Annotated in this window: 22 protein-coding genes; 13 read left to right on the top strand and 9 right to left on the bottom strand. The window is 58.0% G+C overall.

All coding sequences use genetic code 11. The features are described from left to right. Nucleotides 1–72: 72 nt before the first annotated feature. The 4 genes from fabF to cysE all read left to right on the top strand — a co-directional run bounded on the left by fabF (nt 73) and on the right by cysE (nt 6,380). Nucleotides 73–1,332, top strand: a complete 1,260-nt coding sequence (gene fabF / locus KZZ06_RS13640) for a beta-ketoacyl-ACP synthase II (RefSeq protein ID WP_219580671.1) — start codon at nt 73–75, stop codon at nt 1,330–1,332. Further along, a complete protein-coding gene (gene mltG / locus KZZ06_RS13635) occupies nt 1,332–2,516 on the top strand; it encodes an endolytic transglycosylase MltG (RefSeq protein WP_219580670.1) in 1,185 nt (394 codons plus the stop codon). Before fabF ends, mltG begins: the two co-directional genes overlap by 1 nt. A gap of 425 nt (nt 2,517–2,941) precedes the next feature. Continuing rightward, nucleotides 2,942–5,449, top strand: coding sequence for a glycoside hydrolase TIM-barrel-like domain-containing protein (locus KZZ06_RS13630; protein ID WP_257884356.1), 2,508 nt, complete (start codon nt 2,942–2,944; stop codon nt 5,447–5,449). 118 nt (nt 5,450–5,567) lie between these two features. After that, nucleotides 5,568–6,380 carry a serine O-acetyltransferase gene (gene cysE / locus KZZ06_RS13625; RefSeq protein ID WP_219580669.1) on the top strand — a complete coding sequence of 271 codons (813 nt, stop codon included), beginning with the start codon at nt 5,568–5,570 and terminating at the stop codon, nt 6,378–6,380. 160 nt (nt 6,381–6,540) lie between these two features. Here cysE and KZZ06_RS13620 read toward each other — a convergent pair whose 3' ends face one another. From KZZ06_RS13620 to pgk, 5 genes are all read right to left on the bottom strand, one after another. Continuing rightward, nucleotides 6,541–7,845 (bottom strand): pyruvate dehydrogenase complex dihydrolipoamide acetyltransferase, encoded by a 1,305-nt coding sequence (locus tag KZZ06_RS13620; RefSeq protein WP_219580668.1) that lies wholly within the window; start codon nt 7,843–7,845, stop codon nt 6,541–6,543. A gap of 12 nt (nt 7,846–7,857) precedes the next feature. Then, on the bottom strand, nt 7,858–9,231 hold the full coding sequence (locus KZZ06_RS13615) for a pyruvate dehydrogenase complex E1 component subunit beta (RefSeq protein ID WP_219580667.1): 1,374 nt from the start codon (nt 9,229–9,231) through the stop codon (nt 7,858–7,860). A gap of 3 nt (nt 9,232–9,234) precedes the next feature. Continuing rightward, nucleotides 9,235–10,245, bottom strand: a complete 1,011-nt coding sequence (gene pdhA / locus KZZ06_RS13610; protein ID WP_219580666.1) for a pyruvate dehydrogenase (acetyl-transferring) E1 component subunit alpha — start codon at nt 10,243–10,245, stop codon at nt 9,235–9,237. A 169-nt stretch (nt 10,246–10,414) separates the two neighbouring features. Continuing rightward, on the bottom strand, nt 10,415–10,714 hold the full coding sequence (locus tag KZZ06_RS13605) for a septum formation initiator family protein (RefSeq protein WP_219580665.1): 300 nt from the start codon (nt 10,712–10,714) through the stop codon (nt 10,415–10,417). Between the two features lie 163 nt (nt 10,715–10,877). Beyond that, nucleotides 10,878–12,071 (bottom strand): phosphoglycerate kinase, encoded by a 1,194-nt coding sequence (pgk, locus tag KZZ06_RS13600; RefSeq protein WP_219580664.1) that lies wholly within the window; start codon nt 12,069–12,071, stop codon nt 10,878–10,880. Nucleotides 12,072–12,204: 133 nt separating this feature from the next. Between pgk and KZZ06_RS13595 the strand changes: the two genes are divergently transcribed. After that, nucleotides 12,205–12,711 carry a peptidylprolyl isomerase gene (locus tag KZZ06_RS13595; protein ID WP_219580663.1) on the top strand — a complete coding sequence of 169 codons (507 nt, stop codon included), beginning with the start codon at nt 12,205–12,207 and terminating at the stop codon, nt 12,709–12,711. Then, nucleotides 12,704–13,258 (top strand): peptidylprolyl isomerase, encoded by a 555-nt coding sequence (locus tag KZZ06_RS13590; protein ID WP_219580662.1) that lies wholly within the window; start codon nt 12,704–12,706, stop codon nt 13,256–13,258. The genes KZZ06_RS13595 and KZZ06_RS13590 overlap by 8 nt, the downstream gene beginning before the upstream one ends. A gap of 152 nt (nt 13,259–13,410) precedes the next feature. Here the strand turns inward: KZZ06_RS13590 and KZZ06_RS13585 are convergent, their stop codons facing one another. The 4 genes from KZZ06_RS13585 to KZZ06_RS13570 all read right to left on the bottom strand — a co-directional run bounded on the left by KZZ06_RS13585 (nt 13,411) and on the right by KZZ06_RS13570 (nt 16,696). Beyond that, nucleotides 13,411–13,914 carry a polymer-forming cytoskeletal protein gene (locus tag KZZ06_RS13585; protein ID WP_219580661.1) on the bottom strand — a complete coding sequence of 168 codons (504 nt, stop codon included), beginning with the start codon at nt 13,912–13,914 and terminating at the stop codon, nt 13,411–13,413. Continuing rightward, the gene (locus tag KZZ06_RS13580) at nt 13,904–15,232 is read right to left on the bottom strand and encodes a DUF5930 domain-containing protein (RefSeq protein WP_219580660.1); all 1,329 of its coding nucleotides are present in this window, start codon (nt 15,230–15,232) and stop codon (nt 13,904–13,906) included. The genes KZZ06_RS13585 and KZZ06_RS13580 overlap by 11 nt, the downstream gene beginning before the upstream one ends. A gap of 196 nt (nt 15,233–15,428) precedes the next feature. Then, the gene (locus KZZ06_RS13575; RefSeq protein WP_219580659.1) at nt 15,429–16,238 is read right to left on the bottom strand and encodes a ferritin-like domain-containing protein; all 810 of its coding nucleotides are present in this window, start codon (nt 16,236–16,238) and stop codon (nt 15,429–15,431) included. After that, nucleotides 16,235–16,696 carry a peroxiredoxin gene (locus KZZ06_RS13570; protein WP_219580658.1) on the bottom strand — a complete coding sequence of 154 codons (462 nt, stop codon included), beginning with the start codon at nt 16,694–16,696 and terminating at the stop codon, nt 16,235–16,237. Before KZZ06_RS13570 ends, KZZ06_RS13575 begins: the two co-directional genes overlap by 4 nt. A 97-nt stretch (nt 16,697–16,793) precedes the next feature. On the opposite strand from KZZ06_RS13570, the gene KZZ06_RS13565 reads away from it, so the two are divergent. From KZZ06_RS13565 to KZZ06_RS13535, 7 genes are all read left to right on the top strand, one after another. Continuing rightward, complete coding sequence (locus KZZ06_RS13565; protein WP_219580657.1) at nt 16,794–20,147, top strand: DUF3971 domain-containing protein; 3,354 nt, start codon at nt 16,794–16,796, stop codon at nt 20,145–20,147. A gap of 9 nt (nt 20,148–20,156) precedes the next feature. Next, nucleotides 20,157–21,221: a tRNA preQ1(34) S-adenosylmethionine ribosyltransferase-isomerase QueA gene (queA, locus tag KZZ06_RS13560; RefSeq protein WP_219580656.1), complete on the top strand. Its 1,065-nt coding sequence runs from the start codon at nt 20,157–20,159 to the stop codon at nt 21,219–21,221. A gap of 73 nt (nt 21,222–21,294) precedes the next feature. Beyond that, nucleotides 21,295–22,554, top strand: coding sequence for an MFS transporter (locus KZZ06_RS13555; RefSeq protein ID WP_219580655.1), 1,260 nt, complete (start codon nt 21,295–21,297; stop codon nt 22,552–22,554). A gap of 100 nt (nt 22,555–22,654) precedes the next feature. Continuing rightward, entirely contained in the window at nt 22,655–23,233 is a 579-nt protein-coding gene (locus KZZ06_RS13550; RefSeq protein ID WP_219580654.1) for a DUF924 family protein, read from the top strand. 98 nt (nt 23,234–23,331) lie between these two features. Continuing rightward, nucleotides 23,332–24,726, top strand: a complete 1,395-nt coding sequence (gene lpdA / locus KZZ06_RS13545; RefSeq protein WP_219580653.1) for a dihydrolipoyl dehydrogenase — start codon at nt 23,332–23,334, stop codon at nt 24,724–24,726. Nucleotides 24,727–24,784: 58 nt separating this feature from the next. Further along, nucleotides 24,785–25,348, top strand: coding sequence for a class I SAM-dependent methyltransferase (locus KZZ06_RS13540; protein ID WP_219580652.1), 564 nt, complete (start codon nt 24,785–24,787; stop codon nt 25,346–25,348). A 21-nt stretch (nt 25,349–25,369) separates the two neighbouring features. Next, the gene (locus tag KZZ06_RS13535; protein WP_219580651.1) at nt 25,370–26,524 is read left to right on the top strand and encodes an MFS transporter; all 1,155 of its coding nucleotides are present in this window, start codon (nt 25,370–25,372) and stop codon (nt 26,522–26,524) included. Nucleotides 26,525–26,535: the final 11 nt, after the last annotated feature.

Genomic DNA, 26,535 nt, shown 5'->3' with positions numbered 1-26,535 from the left:
ATCGCGTCTTGAAATTCGGCACGGTGCCAAGGTATAGCCGATCAACGTGGAAATACACCAAGGGACTTTGATATGCGCAGAGTAGTTGTGACGGGTTTGGGGCTGGTGACGCCTTTGGCCGATGGGGTCGAGGCCAGCTGGGCAAAAATTTTGGACGGTAAATCGGGCGCAGGCCCGATCACGGGGTTTGATCCCAGCCGTTTGGTCACGCAATACGCGTGCGAAGTTCCCCTTGGCGATGGCACCGACGGCACGTTCAATGCCGACAAATATATGGAGCCTAAAGAGCAGCGCAAAGTTGATACGTTCATTTTGTTCGGTGTGGCCGCTGCACAGCAGGCGATCGAAGATTCCGGATGGACCCCAACCGATCGCGAAGATCAAGAACGCACAGGCGTGTTGATCGGATCGGGTATCGGCGGGCTGAATTCCATCGCGAACACTGCCATCATGATGCACGAAAAAGGCCCGCGTCGGGTCAGCCCGTTCTTTGTGCCGGGTGCGTTGATCAACCTGATCTCGGGTCAGGTTTCGATTCGCTATGGTTTCCGTGGCCCGAACCATTCGGTTGTGACTGCGTGTTCCACTGGCGCGCATGCCATCGGTGATGCAAGCCGCTTGATCATTCACGGCGATGCCGATGTGATGATCGCAGGCGGGGCAGAGGCCGCGATTTGTGAAATCGGTATGGCCGGCTTTAACGCGTGCAAGGCGCTGTCGACCAAGCGCGGTGATGACCCGACCAAGGCCAGCCGCCCCTATGATGCCGACCGTGACGGTTTCGTTATGGGCGAGGGTGCCGGGATTGTTGTGCTGGAAGAATACGAGCACGCAAAAGCACGCGGCGCTAAAATTTATGCCGAAGTTCTGGGCTATGGTCTGTCGGGTGATGCCTATCACATCACGGCACCTGCCGAGGATGGCGACGGGGCGGAACGGTCCATGCGCAGTGCGTTGCGCGGCGCGGGGCTTGAGCCGAAAGACATCGATTACATCAACGCGCATGGCACATCGACCATGGCCGACGTGATCGAGTTGGGCGCGGTTGAACGGATGCTGGGCGATGCGGTTGAAGGCGTCACCATGTCATCGACCAAATCTGCAACCGGGCACCTGTTGGGCGCTGCGGGCGCGATCGAGGCGATATTCTCGATCCTGGCGATCCGCGATCAGGTGGCTCCGCCCACCATCAACCTCGACAACCCTGCGGTTGAGACGAAAATTGATCTGGCCCCGAACAAAAAGGTCGAGCGCAAGATTGATATCGCGCTCAGCAACTCGTTCGGGTTTGGCGGCACAAACGCGAGCGTGTTGTTCGGAAAGGTTTCCTAATGTGGAGACATATTGCGTCTAACGCAGTAACGTTCCTGATTTTGGCGCTGTTCCTTTTGGGCGGCGTCATTCTTTGGGGGCGGGGGCAATATGATGCGCCCGGCCCGCTGGCGCAGGCGATTTGTTTGCAGGTCGAGCGTGGGTCGAACATGCGTGCCGTGGGCGATAACCTTGCCCAGCAAGACGCGGTAAGCTCGGCTATGGTTTTCCGTTTGGGGGCCGAGTACGAGGAAAAGACGCAAGCTTTGAAGGCGGGCAGCTTTCTGATCCAGCCCGAAGCCAGCATGAAAGAGATCGTGGACACAGTCACGCGGGGCGGCGCAAGCACTTGCGGCACCGAAGTTGTCTACCGGATCGGGATCAACCAGATCAGCACACAGGTGCGCGAGCTTGACCCTGCGACCAGCAATTATGTTGAACGTGCTGAATTCACCCCCGGTGTGGATGAGGTCCCCGAGATCTATACCCAGACCAAAACCAAGGCAGACACACGGTATCGCATTGCGGTCGCCGAGGGTGTGACCAGCTGGCAGATTGTTGAGGCGTTGAAATCAATTGATCTGCTGGAAGGCACAGTTGCCACTGTCCCCGCAGAGGGCACATTGGCCCCCGACAGCTATGAGGCGACCAAGGGCCAGGATCGTAACACCATTCTGGCGTTGATGCAGGCCGTGCAGGAACAACGGCTGGCAGAAGCGTGGGATGCCCGTGATCCGGGGCTGCCCATCGAGACACCTCAGGAGATGTTGATCCTGGCGTCGATCATCGAAAAAGAGACCGGTGTGCCAGAAGAACGCCGCCAGGTTGCCAGCGTGTTCATCAACCGCTTGAACCAAGGCATGCGTTTGCAAACCGACCCCACGGTGATCTATGGCATCACCAAGGGCGAGGGTGTTCTGGGGCGTGGATTGCGCCGCAGCGAACTGCGGGCAGAGACGCCGTATAACACCTATGTGATCAACGCTTTGCCGCCCACACCGATTGCAAATCCGGGCAACGCAAGTTTGATGGCCGCCGCGCAACCCGCTGAAGAAGACTATGTTTTCTTTGTTGCGGATGGCACGGGCGGGCACGCATTTGCGCAGACGCTGGAAGAGCATAATCGCAATGTGGCCGCATGGCGTGTGATCGAAGCCGAGCGCGGTGCAGCAGCGGCAGGCAATGCGTCAACGGGGGGAGATTGACCTTGTGATTGGGGTGGGAATTTAAGAATTCCTTAACCATCGTAAGGGCTTGGAAGGTTTTGGTAACTTTGTTTTCCTTGACTTTGCGAGCGCTCTGACGTAGATATCTAGGCATGCTAGACGAAATGGGCAGACGGCCCCGGATTAATTTCCGGTGGCCGTTTTTTCGTGTTCGCTCGGATTTGGAGGTTCCAAACGAGAGGCTTGAGCAACAATGACTATGATTACCCCGGAGCAAGAGATTGCGACAAGCGAAGAGCATTTCAGCGCGCTTCAAGCAGCAATCCGCGACCTGCGTCGCGAAATTCAGAGCCTGAAAGAACAGGCCATTTCCGGGGAGGAATTAAATGAAACTGCGGCGTCCAAGGCACTGGGTAAAGCCAGTGGCATGGTGGCGACCTGCGTCAAAGTGGAGACCTATCTGAATGACTGTAGAAACAGACAAGCGGGCATCGCCCGAGGGGGCTATGCCCTTGACCTTGACCGGGCGCGGGCTGAGATCGGGTGCAAGCTGGATAGGCTCCGCCGATGCGGCGCTGCAAGACCAGTTTCTGAATGAACTGGATGAGGGAGAGCTTTTGGCTCTCCCTTTTTTGTTCGAGTTTTGGGCAATGCCACATCAGTTGCCACCCGAGGGGGACTGGCGGTCCTGGGTGATATTGGGCGGGCGCGGTGCGGGCAAAACCCGTGCAGGTGCGGAATGGGTTCGGTCGCAGGTCGAAGGCGCGCGGCCCTTGGATGCCGGGCGGTGCCGCCGGGTTGCGCTGGTGGGCGAAACGATCGAGCAGGTCCGCGAGGTGATGATTTTTGGTGACAGTGGCATTCTGGCTTGTACGCCCGCAGACAGACGGCCCGATTGGGAGGCGACACGCAAGCGTTTGGTTTGGCCCAACGGGGCGGTGGCGTCGGTGCATACGGCCCATGACCCCGAAGGCTTGCGCGGCCCGCAGTTTGATGGGGCATGGGTTGACGAATATGGCTGCGCCGCGATTGACAGAGCGACCAACCAGCCGAATAAATTTCTGGACCTGAAAAGCTCGGAAAGCCGTTTGCCGCACCATTCAACGGGCGCGCGGGACGAGCTGATGCAAATGCAATATTTGCGTGCTTTCAACGAACATTGGTCAGAGCCTGCGCATAACCCGATCTCGGCGGAATATGAGGGGCCGATGATCGATATGTCCCGCGCGTTCGTCTGGGCATGGGACACGCGGCCCTATCCGTTTTTCCCAAACAATCGCGGGCTATGGAGCGATGGGCAAAACTATGCGCGCGGTCACTGGTTGAATGGGCGCACGTCATCGCAACCCTTGTCGGCGCTTGTTGCCAAAATATGCCGCCGCGCCGGGCTGACGGCTTTTGATACCTCGGCGCTTTATGGTGTTGTGCGCGGCTATGCCGTGGATCAGGTCAGCGATGCACGGGCCAGTTTGCAACCGCTGATGCTGCGCTATGGTTTTGATGCGGTCGAACGCGGCGGCGTGTTGCGGTTTGTGATGCGTGATGGCCTGAATCCTGTGCGTCTGGACACCACGCAACTGGCGGATAGCAGCGACGTGAGCGGCGGGATTGCGCAAACTCGAGAAGCACAGGCAGAAATCGCAGGTCGTGTGCGGCTACGTTTTGTGCAGGCTGACGGGAATTTCGATACCATCGCCGAAGAAGTCGTGCTGGCCCAGGATGCCACCCATGCTGTGGCCGCGTCAGAGTTCAACATGTCCCTGACCCGTGCCGAAGGGCGTCAAGCAATCGAACGTTGGCTGACCGAAGCGCGGGTCTCGCGAGAAACACTACGGGTGGCACTGCCGCCGTCGATGCTGTCTGTTGGTGCGGGCGACGTGATTGAACTGCCCTCGGATGGGGAAGAAAGCAACGCGCTCTACCGCATTGATCGGGTGGAACAGGGCGACTTGCAGGTTGTCGAGGCGGTGCGGATTGAACCCGGGGTCTATGCCCCTGCGCCTTTTGACGATGAGCTGGCTGCGCTCAAGCCGTTCGCGGCACCTGTGCCGGTGTCCGCACTGTTCATGGATCTGCCGTTGCTGCGCGGGGACGAGGTGCCGCATGCCCCCTATATAGCGACAACCGCGAAACCCTGGCCGGGCAGTGTGGCGGTCTATAGCTCGGGCACGGACGAGAATTACCAATTGAACAAAGTTCTGCCGATCCGTGCGACGATGGGTGTGACCGAAACGGATCTGGCTGCCTCAAGACCCGGATTGTTTGATCGCGGCGGGGTTTTGCAGGTGCGCCTGACCAGCGGTACGCTTGAAAGCGTCGAGAACGCGGCCTTGCTTGGCGGTGCGAATCTGGCGGCAATTGGTGACGGCACCGCCGATAATTGGGAGGTGTTCCAGTTCAGCGGGGCAGAGCTGGTGGCGCCAAACACCTATCTGCTGACACACCGGTTGCGCGGGCAGGCGGGGACGGATGCGCTGATGCCGCCTGTGTGGCCCGTCAGATCAAAGTTCGTTTTGCTGAACGGTGTACCCTCGCAACTGGGCCTGAGTCCCAATTTGCGCAGGATTACCCAGCATTATCGGATCGGGCCTGCACAGCGCGGCTATGATGATCCGTCCTATGTTCACCGCACAGAGGCGTTTGATGGCAACGGGTTGCGCCCGCTAAGCCCATGCCACCTGCGCAGTACTGCGGTTGCCGGTGGCGTGACCTTGGCCTGGACCCGACGCACCAGAATTGACGGGGACGGATGGGAGAGCATGGAGGTCCCGCTGGGCGAAGAAGCCGAGCAATATCTGGTTCGTGTGTCACAAAACGGTCAGTTAATACGCGAAACCAGCACCAATGTGCCAAGCTGGCACTATGCCGATGCACTGCGTATGGCGGATGGCGTGACTGGGCCGGTGCTGCTCTCTGTCGCACAAAGCTCGGCCAGTTATGGCGTGGGACCTGCGCGGCATTTGGTGGTGTAACCTGCGTGCTAGGTCGGGTGATCCACCGCATCAATGATTTTGATGCGGTGGATCAAGGCTTTGCGTTTGGCACTTTGCGCCAAAGTGATATATTGTCGGGACAAAGAAGGATATCGTCATGGCAGAGCCCCGCAGAAATATTGCATCAGTTGATCCTGTTTGGGATCAAATTCTGACCGAAGCACAGCAGGCCGTTTTGGATGAGCCGCTGATTGGCGGTTTTGTTCACGCCTGTATTTTGCACCACAAATCCATCGAAAAGGCGCTGTCTTACAGGATCGCCGCGAAACTGGCATCGAATGAAATGTCGATGATGGTGGTGCGCGAAATGGTGGAAGAAGCGTATAATAACGATGCGTCTTTGATCAAAGCGGCCCGCGCCGATCTGGTGGCGATCTATGAACGCGACCCGGCGTGCCATCGTTTGCTTCAGCCGATTTTGTATTTCAAAGGCTATCAGGCGGTTCAAGCGTACCGCGTGGGGCATTATTTATGGACAAAGGGGCAGTATGATTTGGCCTATTTCGTTCAGATGCGGGTCAGTGAAATTTTCGGTGTGGATATCCACCCTGCGGCCAAAATCGGCAAAGGGATCATGATCGACCACGCTCATTCGGTGGTCATTGGTGAAACGGCTGTGGTGGGTGACAACGTGTCGATGCTGCATTCCGTGACCCTTGGTGGGACTGGCAAAGAAGAGCAGGATCGCCATCCAAAGATCGGTGACGGCGTGCTGATCGGGGCCGGGGCCAAGGTGTTGGGCAATATCACCGTGGGACATTGCAGCCGGATTGCAGCGGGTTCCGTTGTGCTTGAGGCTGTGCCGCCGTGCAAGACAGTTGCAGGTATTCCAGCGCGCGTCGTAGGAGAGGCGGGCTGCGAACAACCTTCGGTCTTGATGGATCATATGTTGGGGCCGCAAGGCGAGTAAGTTTTCAAAATAGATCTGAGAAAACGGAAAAGCCGGGATCATACGATCCCGGCTTTGTTTTATTTTGTAGGTGGGGGCAGTATGCCCCATTCGACATTTAAACTGGGGGGCTGTCTGCCCCCTAAGCCCCCCGAGGATTTTAGTCCATTTGGAATTGGCGTTAGGCGAGCATGACCATCGGGTTCTCGAGGTTGTCTTTGATAGCGGTCAATAGCTGTGCGCCGAGGGCACCGTCGATGACGCGGTGATCGACGGAGAGCGTGACAGACATCACGGTTGCCACCGCAAGTTCGCCGTCTTTGCCAACGACGGGTTTTTTCACGCCCGCACCGACGGCCAAAATCGCACCATGAGGCGGGTTGATGACCGCGTCAAAGTTGTCGATGCCGAACATGCCAAGGTTGGAGATCGCAAAGCTGCCGCCCTGATATTCATGCGGTGCAAGTTTGCGATCGCGCGCACGGGTGGCGAGGTCTTTCATTTCGGCCGAGAGTGCCGAGAGGGATTTCGTCTCGGAATCTTTCAGCACTGGTGTGAAAAGACCACCGTCGATGGCCACGGCAACGGCAACATCGGATGGTTTCAGCTTAAGAATACGATCACCGGCCCAGACGGCATTGGCGTCAGGCACGGCTTGCAGCGCCAAGGCGCAGGCCTTGATGATGAAGTCATTGACCGACAGCTTAACTCCGCGGGTTTCGAGTTGTTTGTTCAGGTCTGCCCGGAACGCCATCAATGCATCCAGTTGGATATCCCGCCGCAGATAGAAATGCGGGATCGATTGTTTGGCCTCGGTCAGGCGCGCCGCGATGGTTTTGCGCATGCCGTTGAGGGTAATTTCCTCAAACTCGCGTCCATCGTACATTTTCATGACAGCTTCGGCTGATGGTCCTGCAGCGAGTGCGGGTTTGGCGGCTGCGGCTGCGGTCGGGGCTCCTGCGGCTGTGGCTTTTGGTGCGTCGGATTTGGACAGACCTTCTACATCCGCTTTGACGATGCGGCCATGGGGGCCTGACCCTGTGACCTGTGACAGATCCAACCCTTTGTCCGCCGCGATCCGGCGCGCCAGGGGCGTCGCGAAGATGCGGGTTCCATCGCCTGACTTGGGAGCAGCCGGTGCCGCGCTAGGAGCAGCGGCCGCTGGCGCAGGGGCCTCTTGCGCAGCAGGCGCAGGGGCCGACGCGGCGGGGGCAGAGGCCGCCCCGATGTCGTCCTTGCTTTCGCCGTCTTCCAGCAGCACAGCAATCGGCGTGTTCACTTTGACGCCTTCGGTGCCATCCGCGATCATGATCTTGCCGATGACACCTTCGTCGACGGCCTCGAACTCCATCGTGGCTTTGTCGGTTTCGATCTCGCACATCACATCGCCAGAGGACACGGTGTCGCCCTCTTTCACGAGCCATTTGGCCAATGTGCCTTCTTCCATCGTGGGGCTGAGGGCGGGCATGAGGATTTCTATGGGCATGTGGTCCGCTCCTTATTTGTAAGTGACTTTTTTGACGGCAGCGATCACGTCATCCGTGGTCAACAGTGCCAGCTTTTCAAGGTTCGCTGCATAGGGCATCGGAACGTCCTTGCCTGTGCAGTTGATCACAGGCGCGTCCAGATAATCAAACGCTTCTTGCATGATGACGCTGGTGATGTAGTTGCCGACAGAACCCTGCGGCCAGCCTTCTTCGACGGTCACGCAGCGGTTGGTTTTCATCACCGACTTGATGATGCTGGCGGTGTCCATCGGGCGCAAGGTGCGCAGGTCCAACACTTCGGCGTCGATGCCTTCTTCGGCCAGTTTTTCAGCAGCTTCAAGGGCATAGGTCATGCCGATACCAAAGCTCACGATGGTGACATCGCTGCCTTCGCGCCAGATGCGGGCCTTGCCAAACGGTACGGTGTAATCATCCACATCAGGCACATCAAAGGATTTGCCGTACATGATCTCGTTCTCGAGGAACACAACCGGGTTCGGATCGCGGATCGCGGATTTCATCAACCCCTTGGCGTCGGAGGCCGAATACGGCATCGCCACCTTGAGGCCCGGAACCTGCATGTACCAAGCGGCATAATCCTGACTGTGCTGCGCACCAACACGGGCCGCAGCACCGTTCGGGCCGCGGAACACCATGGGGGCACCCATCTGGCCGCCGGACATATACAGCGTCTTGGCGGCAGAGTTCAGGATGTGGTCAATCGCCTGCATGGCAAAGTTCCAGGTCATGAATTCCACGATCGGACGCAGACCACCGAATGCGGCACCGACACCGATACCGGCAAAGCCATGTTCGGTAATCGGCGTGTCGATCACGCGCTTGGAGCCGAACTCATCCAGCAACCCTTGGGAGATTTTATAAGCGCCTTGGTATTCGGCAACTTCTTCACCCATCAGGAACACGTTTTCGTCGCGGCGCATTTCCTCGGCCATGCCGTCACGCAAGGCTTCGCGCACGGTTTGCGTCTTCAGCTTGGTGCCTTCGGGCCAATCGGGGGTGGTGTCGGTCTTGGGCGCGGCGGGCGCTTTGACCTCGGCGGGCTTGCTGTCCGCTGCCGCTTGCGGGGCAGGGGCCGCATCCGGTGCCGCGCTCGATGCGGTGTCTGCGGCAGAGGCATCTTCGCCTTCTTCCAGCAACACGGCAATCGCGGTGTTCACCTTGACGCCTTCGGTGCCTTCGGCAATCAGGATTTTGCCGATGACACCTTCGTCGACGGCTTCGAATTCCATCGTGGCTTTGTCGGTTTCAATCTCGCACATGATATCACCAGAGGACACGGTATCGCCCTCTTTCACCAGCCATTTGGCCAATGTGCCTTCTTCCATGGTGGGGCTTAGGGCGGGCATAAGAATTTCAGTTGCCATGGTTCAAGCCTCCTGTGGAACTTCGGTTGCGTAAATGTCAGTCCAAAGCTCTTCTGGGGCGGGCTCAGGGCTTGTTTTGGCGAATTCGGCGCTGTCGTTGACGATCTTCTTGATGTCTTTATCGATGGCTTTCAGGTCGTCCTCGCTGGCGTATTTATTCTCAAGCAAGATGTTGCGGACCTGTTCAATCGGGTCACGCTCGTCGCGCATTTTCTGCACCTCTTCGCGGGTGCGATACTTGGCCGGGTCGGACATCGAATGGCCACGATAGCGGTATGTCTTGATCTCGAGGATATAGGGACCATCGCCGCTGCGCGCGTGTTTCACTGCGCGTTCGCCTGCGTCTTTGACCGCCAACACATCCATGCCGTCGACTGCCTCACCGGGGATGCCGAATGCCTTGCCACGTTCCCAAATCTCGGCGCTCGAGGTCGAACGCTGCTGAGAGGTGCCCATGGCGTATTGGTTGTTCTCGATCACGAAAATCACCGGCAGCTTCCAAAGGGCGGCCATGTTGAATGTCTCGTAGACCTGACCCTGGTTCGCGGCACCGTCGCCAAAATAGGTAAAGGTGACGTTGTCGTTGCCTTTGTACTTGTCGGCAAAGGCAACACCCGCGCCCAAAGGTACGTTCGCACCCACAATCCCGTGGCCACCGTAAAACTTCTTCTCTTTCGAGAACATGTGCATGGAGCCACCCTTGCCGCGCGAATATCCACCCTCGCGGCCGGTCAATTCAGCCATGACACCGTCGGGGTTCATGCCGCAGGCCAACATGTGGCCGTGGTCGCGGTAGGTGGTGATGCGGCTGTCGCCCTCTTTGGCAGTGGCCTCAAGGCCGACAACAACGGCTTCTTGGCCGATATAAAGGTGGCAAAAGCCGCCGATCAGACCCATGCCGTAAAGTTGGCCGGCTTTCTCTTCGAACCGCCGGATCAGCAGCATGTCCTTGTAATAAGCCTTGAGTTCATCAGCACTGGCATTGGTTTTTTTGGTCGGTCTCTTGGCAGCCATGGGGCAAATCCTCCGTAACGTTGTCCCGCGCACGCGCAATATAGTTTAGCGTTAAACTATCTATTACCGGATTCGAGCATTGATGGCGAGAGGCTTTTGCCGCGAACTGTCGGCTTACGCGATTGCGCGCCTTGAAAGGACAGTTACAGCTAAAGATTTAAACAAAAAGTTAGCGGATGACGATCTCGTCGGCGCGGATCATACCCAGTACCTTGCGGGTTTGTTCATCCAGCAGGTCGAGGTCAAGATAGTCGTCCGACAGGCGCGCGGTAAGGTTCTCCATGCGGGCCACATCGGTTTGGACCTGATCCAGCTGCGTCTTGAGGTCTTGCGCTTCGGCCAGAATCTCGGCGCGGCGAAACAGGCCGAAATTCCCCTGCACGGCGGCGAATGCGAAATACATTGCCAGCCCGAATGCGATCGAGAAAAACAATACGGTGCCGAATGCGGGGCGGGTGGTGCGGTTCATCTAGGTCTGCCTCAAGCCGTCTCTTACTGGACGTATCCCAAGTATGGCACAGGTGATTCGCAAAGGGAATCCCCTGTGATTCGTTTTTGGTAAAAATCTGATCACAAAATGCGCAGGCGGAATTCTTCAAAAATTCCGGGGCGTTTTCTTTCAAAGAAAACGTCTACCCGCCCAAAGCAGCCACACCCGGCAATGTCTTGCCTTCCATCCATTCCAAAAATGCACCGCCTGCGGTCGAGATGTAGGTGAAATCGTCTGCAGCGCCGGCTTGGTTCAGCGCCGCCACGGTGTCACCGCCGCCAGCAACTGAAATCAACGCCCCATCGCGGGTCAGCTGTGCTGCCTCTTGCGCTGCGGCCACGGTGCCCGTGTCAAAGGGGGCGATCTCGAACGCACCCATGGGGCCGTTCCAGATCAGTGTCTTCAACCCGGCAAAAGCGTCTTTGACCAGCTCAACGGTATTGGGGCCGGCGTCTAGAACCATCTGATCAATATCCAGCACCGTGTCGGGGCCCAGCTGGATCACTTCGTGATCGGCACCTGCTGCAAATTCGCGCGCCACCAACCCGTCAACGGGCAGCAAGACGCGGCAGCCCGCTTTGTCAGCCTGCGCCATGATGTCTTTTGCTGTGCCATAAAAATTGGGCTCTGACAGGGATTTGCCCAGTTGTGCGCCCATGGCTGCCAAGAACGTGTTCGCCATGCCCCCGCCGATCACCAGCAGGTCCAGCCGGTTCACAAGGTTTTCCAGCAGCTCGATCTTGGTTGATACCTTGGCCCCGCCCACGACCGCGCCAACAGGGCGCTCGGGCTTGGCCAACGCGGCCTCTAGCGCAGACAGCTCTGCTTGCATCAGACGCCCCGCGCAGGCGGGCAGTAGCCGCGCCAGTGCTTCGGTTGATGCATGCGCCCGGTGCGCTGCCGAAAACGCATCGTTGCAATAGATATCGCCCAAACCCGCCAGACGTTGCGCAAAGTCGGGGTCATTGGCGGTCTCGCCGGGGTAAAAGCGGATATTCTCCAGCAACACCACATCTGCAGCCTTGATCTCGTCTGTGCCGGTCTCGGCGGCTTCCAGCGTTTCGGCCAGAACCACCTTGCGGGCAAGGGCAGCCTCAAGGGCGGGTTTCACCACCAACAGGCTCAGGTCTTGAACGCGCTTGCCTTTGGGGCGGCCAAAATGCGCGAGCAGGATCGGCTTGCCACCTTTTTCCAGAATATCATGCACGGTCGGGACGATCCGCCGGATGCGCGTGTCATCTGTCACCCGTCCATTTTCGACGGGTACATTGATATCGACCCGTACCAGCACCCGCTTGCCGCGCAGGTCCATGTCATCCAGTGTTTTCCAGCCCATCGTATGTTCCCCGATCCATTCCGCAGTTGGCACAGTGTTTTGCCGTTATCGCGCGCGGGGTCAATGCACCTGCTTGGCAATTGCCGCAAGTCGTCTTAGGTAACACGTAATGATTTATGAATAGGAGAGCGGCATGGCCGAGATCAAAGACCCAGAAAACACGATCCTGATGGAGCTTACGGGCGGTACCGTCACAATTCAACTGCTGCCGGATCTGGCACCAAAGCATGTTGAGCGTATGAAAGAACTGGCCCGTGCGGGCAAGTATGACAACGTGGCATTCCACCGCGTGATCGAAGGTTTCATGGCGCAGACAGGTGACGTGGCCAACGGCAACATGGAAGATAACTTTAACTTGCGTGCTGCCGGGACAGGTGGATCTGATCTGCCAAACGTACCTGCGGAATTCTCCAAGGTGCCGCATGCACGTGGCAGCATCGGTGCTGCACGTTCTGCCAACCCAGACAGCGCCAACAGCCAGTTCTTTATCAACTTCAAGGACAATGATTTCCTGAACGGTCAATACACCGTTTACGGTCAGGTCATTTCCGGCATGGAACATGTTGATGCGATCACCCGTGGCGAGCCGCCTGCGAACCCTGACCGCATGATCAGCGTGAAAGTTGCCGCAGATGCGTAAGCTTTTCGCAGCTACCCTTGCGACAGTCTTGATGGGCAGCGCGGCATTCGCCAGCGGGCTTGAAATCACCGTCGATGGCGAAGCCCAAGGCGTGATCAAGATTGACCTGCTCGAAGACGTGGCCCCCCAGCATGCCGCCCGCCTTGCGGCGCTGGCCAAGGCAGGGGCCTATGATGGCGTGGTGTTTCACCGCGTGATCGACGGCTTCATGGCGCAAACCGGTGATGTCCAATACGGCAAGGCCGGTGGCGACAGCGCGCGCGCGGGCATGGGTGGTTCAGAAATGGACGACCTGCCGGCCGAGTTTTCGGACCTGCCGTTTGATCGTGGCATCGTGGGCATGGCGCGCAGCCAAAACCCCGATTCAGCAAACTCGCAATTCTTTATCATGTTCGACGCAGGTCATTTCCTGAACGGGCAGTATACAGTTGTGGGCAAAGTCACCGAAGGCCTTGACGTGCTGGACGCGATCAAGCGTGGCACAGGCGGCAACGGCGCTGTTACCGGCACGCCTGACATGATGAAAACGGTCACCGTTACTGATTGATCTGGTCACTATGAATGACGTTTATCGGGGTGGGCTGAAAGGTCCGCCCCGCTTCGTTTTGGCGAACGGATTAATCGCTACGGGGCACCGGAAACGAAAACGGGCACCGCAGTTGCCTGCAATGCCCGCCGAATTACTGAATGCGTGAAAGCTTAGGAAGCCGGGTTTGGCTTTTGCACAGGTGCGGATTTTGAACCCGGGTTCAGCGGGTCGTCCTGACGCTGAACGGAGCCTTCGAAATGCGCACCGCTTTCGATCGCGATGGTCTTGTGGATGATGTCACCCTCGACCCGTGCTGTCGATGTCAGGCGAACCTTCAGGCCACGGACGCGGCCCACGATGCGGCCGTTGATCACAACATCATCGGCAATCACTTCGCCTTTGATTGTTGCGGTCTCGCCGATGGTCAGCAGATGCGCGCGAATGTCGCCCTCGACTGTGCCTTCGACCTGAATGTCGCCGGTTGTTTTCATGTTGCCTGTTACGTGCAAATCAGACGACAGGACCGACGCAGGCGGCTTGGCCTTTGGGGCGCTTGCTTTGAACTCGTTCGGTTTTGTTGCGGCAGGGGCCGCGGCCGTGGAAGGCACCGTTGCATCCGACGCAGATGCGTCTGATTTGGGGGCGGGATCGTTGATTTTGCTTTTAGAAAACATCGTTTGCAGCCTTAATAAAGATCATGGGATTTACAGCCTTGCCACCAATACGGACTTCATAGTGAAGGTGAACACCGGTTACCCGTCCTGAGGCTCCCATATCACCAATATGCTGTCCGCGCGATACCCTTTGGCCAGTTTTCACGCGCATTTTTGACATATGCGCATATCGTGTCTCGACGCCGAACTCATGCTGTATCTTGACGAGTCGACCATATCCTGAGCTCCAGCCGGCGTGCGTCACAACACCGTCTGCCGTCGAATAAAGCGGTGTACCGTTGCCTGCAGCAAAGTCGACACCGTTGTGCATACGCCGCCCGCCGGTCTTGGGGTCGCGGCGAAAGCCGAACTGGCTGGTAAAGCGAAAGGCGTTTTTAACCGGTGTCGCAAAGGGCGCTTTTTGCGCGGCGATCCGGTACATGTTCAACCGATCCATCTGATTTAACAGGCGGTTAGCGCGCAATGTGTCAGGTGATTGCTCTTCGCCACGGGTGGAGAAACTAAGCGGCATCAGCGGGCCGCCTTGGCCCGAATACCCGCGCCGCACGGTTTCCAGCATCCGGTCTGTGGGCATGCCTGCACTGCGGAACATCTTGTCCAACGGGGCCACCGACACGGTCATCGCCTCTTCGAGCTGACGGAAAATGGCATCGTTCTGATCACGCATTAACGCCAGTTCCTGCGTCAGCTCTTCGGCCTGAAGCAGCGCGTCTTGGGCGTCGATCACAACCTGATCACGTTCTTGCGCGGTGCGGGCAAGGGCATCTGCCAAAATACTGATCGGGGCAGAAGACGCCGCCGTTTGCGCATTTGCAGCACCGGTTTTGGCTGCGTTGCCTTCGATGGCGGCCAGCTTAACACGGGCGGCTTCGCGTTCTTTCATGGTGTCGCGCAGGGTCGACTGGATCACTTCGATCCCGGTTTCCAGTTCGCGGCGGTGTGTTTCCGAAGACAGCAATTCAGATTGCATGATCGAGATTTGTTTCAGCGCCGCGTTAAAGCGTTCTTGCGCGGCGGCCGCTTCCTCGGCGCGGCCATTGCGCTGCGCGGACAGATCGGACAGGCGGGCCTGATATGTGCTTTGGTCACGTTTGGCTTGTTCGCGAAAATTGCCAGACCCGATGCTGTCCATCAGCAAGATCGCAGTCGCGATAATCGCCCAGGCCACAAGGGCAGAACAGCCCGCAAAAGCAAAGAGTTGGGTGACAGGTCTAAGGCGGATAAAACGCGTATCGGAATCTGATTTCAAAAAAACGCGGCGTTCTGGAAAATATCGTTCCAACACCGAATGGATCTTAATCGCCAACCTCGTACGCACGTTCCGCTATCCCTTGATCGTCTCCATGTTATGCGTCGGCGCTCTTGTCTTGCGATCACGGTGCCGTTCACATTCGAACTGCTTAGCCAAGGGCATCGGGGCGGGCAAGCCTGTTGCCCTTGGATGGGCGGTTTTTGAATGGTTTACCAAAAGTGTTGGCAAAAAACCGCCTATTCAACAACTTATTAGATCCTATTCACGCAGTTTCGGTTAACGGCCAGTAGAAATCTGGCGGAATACCGGCATCGGCGCGCTTTTCTTCGTTAAAGGGCGGCTTGAGCACCCCGTGGAAATACTTGCGCACAAGGCCGTGAAACGCATCTTTCGGGTCCATTTCGTGCCGCCCGCACAGAAAGTGGAACCATTTCGACCCATAAGCCACATGTGCGACCTCTTCGGCATAGATTGTCTCAAGCGCTTCAACGGCTTGGGTGGCTTTTGCCTGTTTGAATATCTTGATCATGTTGGGCGTCACATCCAGGCCGCGCGCCTCAAGCACCATGGGAACGACCGCCAGGCGGCCCATGAAATCATCCGCCGTATCCTCGGCTGCGCGCCACATGCCCGCGTGCGCTGGCAGGGCACCGTAATGGCTGCCCAATGCCTCAAGACAATCACACATCAGGTTGAAATGTTTGGATTCCTCATCCGCAGCTTTGACCCAATCATCATAAAACCCGATGGGCATTTTTATGTCGGTGAACCGTGCGATAATGTCCCAATGCAGGTCAACGGCGTTCAATTCGATATGGGCCACAGCATGCAACAAGGCGATGCGCCCCTCGGGCGATCCGGGCTTGCGGTGGGGCACATCACGGGGCGACAGCAGCTCCGGCTTTGCGGGCCGTGCGGGCTGCATCGGTGGGTTGGCGGTGCCGATTTCTGGCGTTTCGCCTGCGTCTCGGGCGGCCCGCCATTCGGCTGCAAACCCATGCGATAGCGCGGTTTTTTCGCGGCCATCTGCCGTGCGCAGCACCGCTTCGGCCATTTGCGCCAGCGGCATCATAGCGCTAGCACCGCTTCCAGCACCTCTTCGACGTGGCCGGGGACTTTGACCTTGCGCCAGATCCGCGCGATATTCCCTTCGGCATCAATCAAAAACGTCGCGCGTTCAATGCCCATGGATTTCTTGCCATACATGTTCTTTTCAACCCAGACGCCATAGCTTTCGGTCAGGCTGCCGTCTTCATCCGCCAGCAACGGCACTGTCAATTCGTGTTTGGCGGTGAATTTGTCGTGCTTCGCCATTGTATCGCGGGATATGCCGTACACCTCGGCACCGGCATCCTTGAACGCCTGCAGATGCTCGGAAAAGCCGATCGCCTCTTTTGTGCAGCCGGGGGTGTCATCGCGGGGGTAGAAATACAAAACAACGGATTTGCCGCGCAGGCCTGACAGGCTCACGGTGCCGCCGCCGGTCACGGGGGCTGTAAAATCGGGGGCCGGTTGGGAAATTTCTGGCATGGGGCACTTTCTATTGTATTGGAAGGCTTATCTTAGAGTGGCATAGTAGAACAGCACGGCGGAACTTAAAGCCCTTGTGCCTTGAAAACGGACGATCATGTCAGACGAAACCGCCGGCACCCCGGTAAAAAAATCAAAACGTCTGTGGCAGGCGACCAAATGGTCGTTGCTGTTTATCGTGCTATGCGTGGCGGCGGTCGTTGGTACCGCGCTGTATATGATCCGCAGCCCCATCGTTGTGCCCCACTGGATCGAAGCCCGCATTGAAGCACGTATGGCGCAGGATTTGCCGACCACTCGGGTCGAGTTCGGCGAAATGGTGCTGATTGTCGACGACGGCTGGCGGCCACGTATCCGGTTGCAAGACGTGTCGATATTGACCTCGGAGGGGGCCGAGCTTGCGGCATTTCGCGAGGTCCGTGCCAGTTTTTCAACCCGCGGTCTGTTGCAAGGTCAGATCAAGCTGCGCGATTTAGCGCTGTCGGGGATCGTTGCGGATTTACGGCGTGACCTTGATGGCCGCGTCGCCCTGCGCGCCAGCACCGCAACCGCCCCGGCAGAGCGGCGTGCGGCCACAATGCCGCAACTGATCGGTCAGCTGGATCAACTGCTACAATTGCCAGCGTTGTCGCGGTTGCGGTCGGTCGATGTCCGTGCGCTGACCCTGAGCTATTCCGATTTGCAGTCGGCGCGGGTCTGGACGGCGGATGGCGGGCGGTTGCGCTTGAACCGTGACGGCGACACCCTGCGCATCTCGGCTGACCTTGCCGTGTTGGGCGGTGGGGCAGACGTGGCCACCTTGGCCGCGAACTATACCAGCACCTTGGGCGACACCGCCGCGCAGTTCGGCGTGACGTTTGATGGCGTGGATGCAGGCGACATCGCGGTGCAAAGCCCTGCGTTTGCGTGGCTAAAGGTGTTGCGCGCGCCGATATCCGGGTCGGTCCGCAGCAGCATTGATAACGACGGCAGCTTTGAGCCGCTCAATGCGTCTTTGCAAATCGGCAGCGGCGTGGTGCAGCCGAACGCCACGGCCAAGCCGATCCCTTTTGACGGGGTCCGCAGCTATTTCAGCTATCACCCTGATCAACAATTGCTGCAATTTGACGAGCTGTCGGTCTCTAGCCAATGGGTGTCAGGCCGGATCGAGGGTGATGCCTCAATCGGCGGGCTGGAGAACGGCAAGCTAAGCGATCTGACCGCGCAAATCCGGATGCGCGAACTGGTGGCGAACCCTGCGGATCTGTACGCCGCGCCCATTACCATCGAGGGGGCCGATCTGGACGTGCAGATCAAGCTGAACCCGTTCAGTGTGACGGTGGGCCGGATGGATATTCATGATGCCGATACAACGCTGAATGTCAGTGGCGCGCTGGATGCCGGACCGGACGGTTGGCAGGTGGCGCTGGATGCGGGGTTGAACGAAATTTTGCCCGAACGTGTGCTTGAGCTGTGGCCGGAGAACGTGAAACCTAAAACCCGTAAATGGGTCGCTGAAAACATATATGCGGGCACGCTTACGGATGTGGATGTCGCATTTCGCCTAGGGCCGGACACGCCGCCGGACGTCTATCTTGCGTTTGATTTCAACGACACCGAGGCGCGTTTTTTGCGCAGCATGCCGCATCTGAAAAACGCAAACGGGCACGCGAGCCTGCTGAAAAACCGCTTTGTTGCATCGGTCGATACGGGGCGGATCACTGCCCCCCAAGGCGGCGATGTGATGATCCGTGGTTCGTCGTTTATTATGCCCGATGTCAGGATCAAAGACACCCCTCCGGGGATCGTCAGGCTAAACAGCAGCGCCCCGGTTGAGGCGGTGCTGGCCTTGCTGAACCTGCCGCCGCTGAACGCGATGGACAAGGCGAACCTGCCGGTGGCGCTGGCCCAAGGGACGGCAGATTTTTCAGGCACGTTATCCTTTCCGATCAAAAAGGGGGCGGACCCGAAGCTGACGATTTTTGACTTCGACGGTGAACTGCACGACGTCCAAAGTGATATTTTGGTCAAGGGTCACAGGCTGTCGGCGGATAAAATGTCACTGGTTGCATCCAACGACAACATCACGATCAAGGGGCAGGGCAATGTGGATGGTGTGGCATTTGATGGCGGGTGGTCACAACCGCTGGGCCGCCCTGACGCGACAAGCGAGGTACGGGCCGATATCGTGCTGAGCCAGAACACCCTTGACCAATTCAACATCCAACTGCCGCCCGGCACTGTATCGGGCAGCGGGCGCGCTTGGTTTGCGTTGGATTTGCCCAAGGGGCGCGTGCCTTCGTTCTCCGTCACTTCTGACTTGCAAGGGCTGCGTCTGAACGTGCCGCAACTGGGCTGGACAAAACCCGCTGGCACCAAAGGGGCGCTCGAGGTGTCGGGCAAGCTGGGCACTGCGCCACAGATTGATCTGATCGAGGCGAAAGCCGCGGGGCTGACGGCCAAGGGATCGGTGAAACTGGCCAATACCGGCGGGCTGGACAGGGCGCGGTTTGACACGCTGACGGTTGGAAACTGGCTGGATATCCCTGTCGATCTGGTGGGGCAGGGCGCGGGCAAGCCTGTGCAGGTTGTGGTGCGCGGTGGCCGCCTTGATCTGCGCCGCGCCGAATTTGGCACGTCAAAACCCAGCGGCGTCAAAGGCCCACCGATGTTGTTGCAGCTGGACCGGCTTCAGGTCACCGACAAGATCGCCCTGACCAATATGCGCGGCCAGTTCGACATGGCGTGGGGCCTCGATGGGCGGTTCGAGGCCAATCTGAACGGCGGCACGCCCGTGTCCGGACGGGTCGCCCCGAAAAACGGCCGCAGCGCGATCCAGCTGGTTTCGGCTGATGCGGGCGGCGTGCTGCGGTCTGCGAATATGGTAAAGCAAGTGCGTGGCGGAAATCTGACGCTGACGTTGATGCCTGTGGGGACGGGCGGTGCCTTTGATGGGCGCGCGCAGATTACCGATGTGACAATCCAAGACGCCCCGGCGATTGCCGCGCTGGTAAATGCCGTCTCAGTCGTGGGCTTGGTGAACGAGCTGAACGGCGATGGCATCTATTTCGATACGGTCGAGGCTGATTTTCGAATGACCCCCAACCGCGTGACCCTGACCGAAGCAAGCGCCACAGGCGCGTCGCTGGGCATCTCGATGGACGGGGTGTTTGCCACCGACACGGGCCGCATGGCGCTGCAGGGGGTGATTTCTCCGGTATATCTGCTGAACGGTCTTGGCAGTTTCCTGACCCGCAAAGGCGAGGGGTTGCTCGGCTTTAACTACAGTTTGGGCGGCACTGCGGAAAACCCTGATGTGTCGGTCAATCCGCTGTCCGCGCTGGCACCTGGATTCCTTCGTGATATCCTGCGTGCGCCCGCCCCGGCCTTGCCGCCGGTTGAGGGGGAGACAGCAGCGCCCGTGCCCGCCGCGCCGCAAAAACCGGTTGTGACACCGTATCAGGGGCGGTAAGCGGCAGCCATGAAACTAAGTGATTTTGATTTTGATCTGCCCGATCGGCTGATCGCCACACGTCCGGCGGTGCCGCGTACATCTGCACGTTTACTGGTGGCCGATGGCCCTGTGCTGTACGACAAACGGGTCAGCGATCTGCCCGACTGGCTGCGCGCAGGCGATAGGCTGGTGTTGAACGACACCCGCGTTATTCCCGCGCGCCTAAACGGCCAGCGTCACCGCGACAGCGCCCAAGGGCCGGTGCAGGCCCGGATTGAGGTCACATTGCTGGAGCCGCGTGCTGATGGTACTTGGGCCGCGCTGATCAAGCCGTTGAAAAAGCTGAAGATCGGCGAAGGGGTCGTGTTCAGCGATGATCTGCGTGCGACCCTTGAGGCCGTGGAAGATGGTCAGGGGCATCTGCGTTTTAACTGTGCAGGGGATGATTTTGACCGCGCATTGAATGCGGCGGGTGCGATGCCCTTGCCGCCCTATATTGCCGCGAAACGCCCCGCCGATGCCCAAGACATGACGGATTACCAGACGGTTTTCGCCCGCAACAAAGGGGCTGTTGCAGCCCCCACAGCATCGCTGCACTTTGACGAGGCGCTGCTAGCGCAATTGGCGCAGATCGGGGTGGCGTTCACCCATGTGACCTTGCATGTTGGCGCGGGTACGTTCCTGCCGGTCAAGGTAGACGATATATCAGAGCATAAGATGCACAGCGAATGGGGGCAGGTCAGCGCCCAAGCGGCGTCGGAAATCGCGGCCACCAAGGCCGCTGGCGGGCGCATTATTCCCGTCGGCACCACGGCCCTGCGCCTGATTGAAACAGCTGGACGCAGCGGGGCAATCCAGCCGTGGGAAGGCGACACCGATATCTTCATCACGCCGGGTTTTGAATTCAACGTCGCCGATGCGCTGATGACGAACTTCCACCTGCCCAAATCAACCCTGATGATGCTGGTTGCCGCGCTGATGGGCCAAGACGCGATAAAGACGCTCTATACCCATGCGATTGAATCGAATTATCGGTTCTTTTCCTACGGTGATGCGTCATTGCTTTTGCCTAAGGCGCAAAAAACCGCCTGAGTGTCGTTCAAAGGGATGACTTATGCGCTGAACCCCGTCAGGGAGGGGCGAAGATTGCAATAGGATTCGGCGGATGTTTAAGGTTTTTACCAGCGTATGGGCGCTTTTGTTGGGTATGTGCTTGCTGATGATCGGCAACGGCATGCAGGGTACCCTGTTGGGTATTCGCGGCGGCATCGAAGACTTTTCCACCTTCCAGATGTCCATCGTTATGTCGGCCTATTTTGCGGGTTTCCTGGGCGGGTCACGCATGGCCCCCGGCATGATCCGGCGCGTCGGCCATGTGCGTGTCTTTGCCGCTGTTGCATCGCTGATTTCTGCTGTGATGATCCTGTACCCAACGTTCCCCAATATCGTGGTCTGGTCGCTGGGCCGGGTGTTGATCGGGTTCTGCTTTTCGGTGGTCTATGTCACCGCAGAAAGCTGGCTGAACAACGCGGCCACCAATGAAAACCGCGGTCAGGCGCTGTCGCTGTATATGATTGTTCAAACGGCCGGTATCGTGATCGCGCAGGCCTTGCTGCTGACCGCTGATCCGTCGGGGTTTGTATTGTTCGTCATTCCATCCGTGTTGGTCAGCCTTGCCGTCACGCCGATTTTGTTGGCGGTTAGCCCCACACCGGCCTTTGACACCACCAAACCCATGAGCCTGAGCAGCCTGATGACCGTGTCCCCCTTGGGCTGTGTGGGGATGTTTTTGCTGGGTGGCGTCTTTTCGGCGCAATTTGGCATGGCCTCCGTTTACGGGGCCGAGGCAGGGCTCACTGTCGCGCAAATTTCGATCTTTGTGGCGGTGTTTTTTGTCGGCTCCATGCTGCTGCAATATCCCATCGGCTGGATGTCCGACCGGATGGACCGCCGCTTGTTGATTGTGATTACAGCAGCGATTGGTTTTGCCGGTTCAATATTGGGTATGATGATGGGTCACATGTTCCCTATTTTGTTGGTATCCGCCTTTGTGGTGGGGGGGATGTCGAACCCTCTTTATTCCTTGCTGATCGCCCACACGAACGATTTCCTTGAACTAGAAGACATGGCCGCAGCATCAGGTGGAATGTTGTTTATCAACGGGTTAGGGGCAATTATGGGCCCGATCATTACCGGTTGGATGATGGGCACAGCGCTTGGTCCGGGGGGCTTCTATCTCTTTACCGCAGTGCTTTTTGCTGCCTTGGCAATCTATGCGTTCTACCGTGCCACGGTGCGTCCGTCGATTGCGACAGACGTGACCAGCCAGTATGTCCCGTTTTCGCCAGCCACAACGGCGTTGGCGGTCGAAGTTGCCCATGAATACGCCGTCGAAAATGAGCAAGCCGAGGAAAACGCCGCTTAGTCGTGGGTTTTGTGACGTTTTTGTTGCAAAACTTGAGTTCCAAAGTTTTCATATTCGACGTTATCTATATTTATCTATTGGGTAGGCAAAGGAACATGATGTGATTGGCCCCGAGGAAATACTGAAATTCTGGCTTGATGATGCCGGAGAGGAAAAGTGGTACGCGGTTGATGATGCTTTTGATCAGGAGATCCGGGACCGCTTTCTAACCACCTGGGAAGACGCCTGCGACGGCAAGTTCTCTCTCTGGCTGACACATCCGACCGGAGCCTTGGCCTATATCATCCTGACCGATCAGTTTCCCCGCAACATGTTCCGCGGGCAGGGGCGTGCGTTTTCCTCTGACGCAATTTCGCTGGCAGCGGCCAAGTCGGCAATCCACAAAGGTTGGGATATGCGGATTGACCCGCCCGCGCGTCAGTTCTTTTATCTGCCGTTGATGCATTCCGAAAACCTGATGGACCAAGACCGCTGTGTGCGTCTGATTTGCGAGCGGATGTCGGCCAGTTCCACCAATATGCTGCATGCCCGCGCGCACCGCAAAGTGATCCGTGACTTTGGCCGCTTTCCCTACCGCAACGAGGCGCTGGACAGGCACAGCACCACGCATGAACAATCCTATATTGACGATGGCGGGTATGGCAGCACCGTGCGCGCATTGGAGGCTGAAGCCGCCTAAGAGACCTGCGCAGTTTGAGGTAATCTCGCGGTTGCTGTGAGGATTGATATAGTTTACCGTTAAACTATATTTTCTCTTCTATGCCGCGAGGTTTCCCTATGGCTGAAAAATCCTTTGATCTGATCGTGATCGGTGCCGGGCCGGGCGGCTATGTCGCCGCGATCCGTGGTGCGCAGCTGGGGCTGTCCGTGGCCATTGTCGAACGCGAGCATTTGGGGGGTATCTGTCTGAATTGGGGCTGCATCCCGACCAAGGCGCTGCTGCGGTCATCCGAAGTGTTCCACCTGATGCACCGGGCCAAGGAATTCGGCCTGAAAGCAGACAATATCGGCTATGATCTGGATGCTGTCGTAAAACGCTCGCGCAAGGTTGCGGGGCAGCTTTCGGGCGGCATCGGCCATCTGATGAAAAAGAACAAGGTTACCGTGTTTATGGGCACCGCGAAACTTGCCGGTAAGGGCAAGGTTTCGGTGAAAACCGACAAGGGCAGCGAAGACCTGACCGCCAAAAATATCGTGCTGGCCACTGGCGCACGGGCGCGCAACCTGCCGGGACTTGAGGCAGATGGAAAACGTGTCTGGATGTACAAAGACGCGCTGGATCCACCCCATATGCCGAAAAAGCTGCTGGTCATTGGATCGGGTGCGATTGGCATCGAATTCGCCAGTTTTTACAACACTTTGGGCGCAGACACGACCGTCGTCGAGGTGATGGACCGCATCCTGCCCGTCGAAGATGAAGAGATCAGCAAATTCGCCAAAAAGCAGTTTGAAAAGCAGGGCATGAAGATCATGCAAAAGGCTGTTGTCAAACAGCTGGACCGCGCGGCTGACAAGGTTACGGCCCATATCGAAATCGGCGGCAAGGTCGAGAAACAAGAGTTTGACACTGTGATTTCCGCCGTGGGCATCGTCGGCAACGTCGAAGATCTGGGCCTTGAGGAAATGGGCGTCAAAGTCGACCGCACCCATGTTGTGACCGATGAATATTGCCGCACGGGCGTTGACGGTCTTTATGCGATTGGTGACATCGCCGGTGCCCCGTGGTTGGCGCATAAGGCGTCTCACGAGGGCGTCATGGTGGCCGAATTGATCGCGGGCAAACACGCGCATCCGGTGAAGCCCGAATCCATCGCCGGTTGTACCTATTGCCACCCGCAGATTGCATCGGTCGGCTATACCGAGGCCAAGGCCAAGGAACTGGGCTTCGAGATCAAAGTCGGCCGCTTCCCGTTTATCGGCAACGGCAAGGCAATTGCATTGGGCGAACCCGAGGGCATGATCAAAACCGTGTTTGACGCGAAAACCGGCGAATTGCTGGGCGCGCATATGGTCGGTGCCGAAGTGACCGAACTGATCCAGGGCTATGTCGTGGGCCGTCAGTTGGAAACAACCGAGGAAGACCTGATGAACACCGTTTTCCCGCATCCGACCCTGTCCGAGATGATGCACGAGGCCGTTCTCGACGCTTACGGCAAAGTCATCCACATGTAAAAACCACCCGCGCCATTCCGTTCTGGACGGGGTGGCGCACCCCTGCCATAGATTGCATATGGTAAGTCTAAATCGCGTCGTCATGGGCCCGGCATCCCGCCGGATGATCCAGAACCTCATCCCGCAGCAGCTTGATGTTGCTGAAATATCGGGGAAATGGGGCGAGATGTTCGATTTCAAATCCTACGAACAATTCCGCTATCCCGAATATGATATCTGCGCCGGGCCGGTTATGGACAAACAGCTGGACCGCCCGTGCAAGTTTGATCTGATCCTGGCCAATCAGGTTTGGGAGCATCTGGATCGGCCCTATGCCGCGACCAAAAACGTACGCCGTATGCTGAAAAAAGGCGGGCATTTCTGGGTTGCCGTGCCGTTTTTCGTGCCATTTCACGCGGCCCCTGCGGATAATTCGCGCTGGTCTGCGCGGGGCCTCAAAAACCTGCTGATCGAATGCGGGTTTGAAGAAAACGCCATCCAAGCCAGCCAATGGGGCAACCGCAACGCCGCCCTGCGCAACATGGAAGAAAAATGGCCCCCCGAATATGACGAAGCGACCGATGATATCAGCAATGACCCGGATATGCCCATCTGTGCTTGGGCCTTGGCGCAAAAAACCTGATTCCCCCAAGGTGATCCAACCATGAAAACGCCATTCCCGTTGATATTCGCCCTTTGGGGCGCTGGCTTGGGGTCGGCTGCGCAATACGGCAAGGTTAGCGTGGTTTACGATACGCTGCCGGAAATCTATCCCGAGGCAGGGGCCACATTGGGCTTTGTCGTTTCGCTGGTTGGGGTGGTCGGTATCATATTCGGTGTCGTGGCGGGGCTGGTCGTGGCGCGGGTGCGGTACCGGCGGGCGTTGATCTGGGCGCTTTGGGTCGGGGCTGGGATGTCGGCGTTTCAGGCGCTTTTGCCCGGTTTGCCACTACTGTTGGCCAGCCGCGTGGTCGAAGGTGCATCGCATCTGGCCATCGTGGTGGCCGCACCGACACTGATCGCGCAACTTAGCGCCCCAAAGGACCGCGGGCTGACCCTGTCACTTTGGGGAACGTTCTTTGGCGTGGCCTTTGCTGTTCTATCTCTATTCGGCAGGCCATTGGTCGCGGGGTTCGGCGTCCCGGCGCTTTTCCTTGCGCATGCTATTTATATGGCTGTTTTTGCTATCTATTTATCAATCAGCCTAAAGCGTCTTCCACCCGAAGGGCCGCAGCCCACCCTGAACCTGCGCCAAATTCTGCGCGACCATGTCACGATTTACCGCTCGCCCAGTATTGGCGCGCCCGCTGCGGGCTGGTTTTTCTATACCTTCTGTTTTGTGTCCATCCTGACGGTTCTGCCGCCATATCTGGCACCCGAACTGCGCAACATGATCCTTGCCGCGATGCCGATCGTAAGCATCATCGTGTCGATGACGCTAGGTGTCTGGCTGCTGGGACGTATTCCTGCAGTTCAAGTGGTCGAACTGGGCTTTGGTGCGTCGGCCCTATGTCTGGTGTGGCTGTGGGCGGCACCCGGTGCCCCGTTGGCCTGTCTGGCATTGGCCGCCGCCTTGGGGCTGGTGCAAGGGTCAAGCTTTGCCACGGTGCCGCAACTAAACGGCACCGCCAGCAGTCAGGCCCAGTCAAACGGGGCGATGGCGCAGATGGGCAACCTTGGCAACACGCTGGGCACACCGGTGATTGCGGCTGTCCTGCTTGGCTTTGGCTACGCGGGAATGCCGATTGTGGCGGCTATTGCGTGTCTTCTGGGGCTTTGTGCGCATCTGATTTTGGGTCGTATACGCAATCGGGGTTAACGTTCCCTGTA

Source organism: Sulfitobacter sp. CW3 (assembly GCF_019392245.1).
In the GTDB taxonomy this organism is placed as follows: Bacteria; Pseudomonadota; Alphaproteobacteria; order Rhodobacterales; family Rhodobacteraceae; genus Sulfitobacter.
The sequence above is the reverse complement of the archived record's forward strand: the minus strand, read 5'-3'. Positions and strand labels throughout refer to the sequence as shown.

Bases quoted from the DNA above. Each gene is read 5' to 3' on its own strand.
- fabF (WP_219580671.1), top strand. From the start codon at position 73: ATGCGCAGAGTAGTTGTGACGGGTTTGGGGCTGGTGACGCCTTTGGCC.
- mltG (WP_219580670.1), top strand. From the start codon at position 1,332: ATGTGGAGACATATTGCGTCTAACGCAGTAACGTTCCTGATTTTGGCG.
- KZZ06_RS13630 (WP_257884356.1), top strand. From the start codon at position 2,942: ATGACTGTAGAAACAGACAAGCGGGCATCGCCCGAGGGGGCTATGCCC.
- cysE (WP_219580669.1), top strand. From the start codon at position 5,568: ATGGCAGAGCCCCGCAGAAATATTGCATCAGTTGATCCTGTTTGGGAT.
- KZZ06_RS13620 (WP_219580668.1), bottom strand. From the start codon at position 7,845: ATGCCCATAGAAATCCTCATGCCCGCCCTCAGCCCCACGATGGAAGAA.
- KZZ06_RS13615 (WP_219580667.1), bottom strand. From the start codon at position 9,231: ATGGCAACTGAAATTCTTATGCCCGCCCTAAGCCCCACCATGGAAGAA.
- pdhA (WP_219580666.1), bottom strand. From the start codon at position 10,245: ATGGCTGCCAAGAGACCGACCAAAAAAACCAATGCCAGTGCTGATGAA.
- KZZ06_RS13605 (WP_219580665.1), bottom strand. From the start codon at position 10,714: ATGAACCGCACCACCCGCCCCGCATTCGGCACCGTATTGTTTTTCTCG.
- pgk (WP_219580664.1), bottom strand. From the start codon at position 12,071: ATGGGCTGGAAAACACTGGATGACATGGACCTGCGCGGCAAGCGGGTG.
- KZZ06_RS13595 (WP_219580663.1), top strand. From the start codon at position 12,205: ATGGCCGAGATCAAAGACCCAGAAAACACGATCCTGATGGAGCTTACG.
- KZZ06_RS13590 (WP_219580662.1), top strand. From the start codon at position 12,704: ATGCGTAAGCTTTTCGCAGCTACCCTTGCGACAGTCTTGATGGGCAGC.
- KZZ06_RS13585 (WP_219580661.1), bottom strand. From the start codon at position 13,914: ATGTTTTCTAAAAGCAAAATCAACGATCCCGCCCCCAAATCAGACGCA.
- KZZ06_RS13575 (WP_219580659.1), bottom strand. From the start codon at position 16,238: ATGATGCCGCTGGCGCAAATGGCCGAAGCGGTGCTGCGCACGGCAGAT.
- KZZ06_RS13570 (WP_219580658.1), bottom strand. From the start codon at position 16,696: ATGCCAGAAATTTCCCAACCGGCCCCCGATTTTACAGCCCCCGTGACC.
- KZZ06_RS13565 (WP_219580657.1), top strand. From the start codon at position 16,794: ATGTCAGACGAAACCGCCGGCACCCCGGTAAAAAAATCAAAACGTCTG.
- queA (WP_219580656.1), top strand. From the start codon at position 20,157: ATGAAACTAAGTGATTTTGATTTTGATCTGCCCGATCGGCTGATCGCC.
- KZZ06_RS13555 (WP_219580655.1), top strand. From the start codon at position 21,295: ATGTTTAAGGTTTTTACCAGCGTATGGGCGCTTTTGTTGGGTATGTGC.
- lpdA (WP_219580653.1), top strand. From the start codon at position 23,332: ATGGCTGAAAAATCCTTTGATCTGATCGTGATCGGTGCCGGGCCGGGC.
- KZZ06_RS13540 (WP_219580652.1), top strand. From the start codon at position 24,785: ATGGTAAGTCTAAATCGCGTCGTCATGGGCCCGGCATCCCGCCGGATG.
- KZZ06_RS13535 (WP_219580651.1), top strand. From the start codon at position 25,370: ATGAAAACGCCATTCCCGTTGATATTCGCCCTTTGGGGCGCTGGCTTG.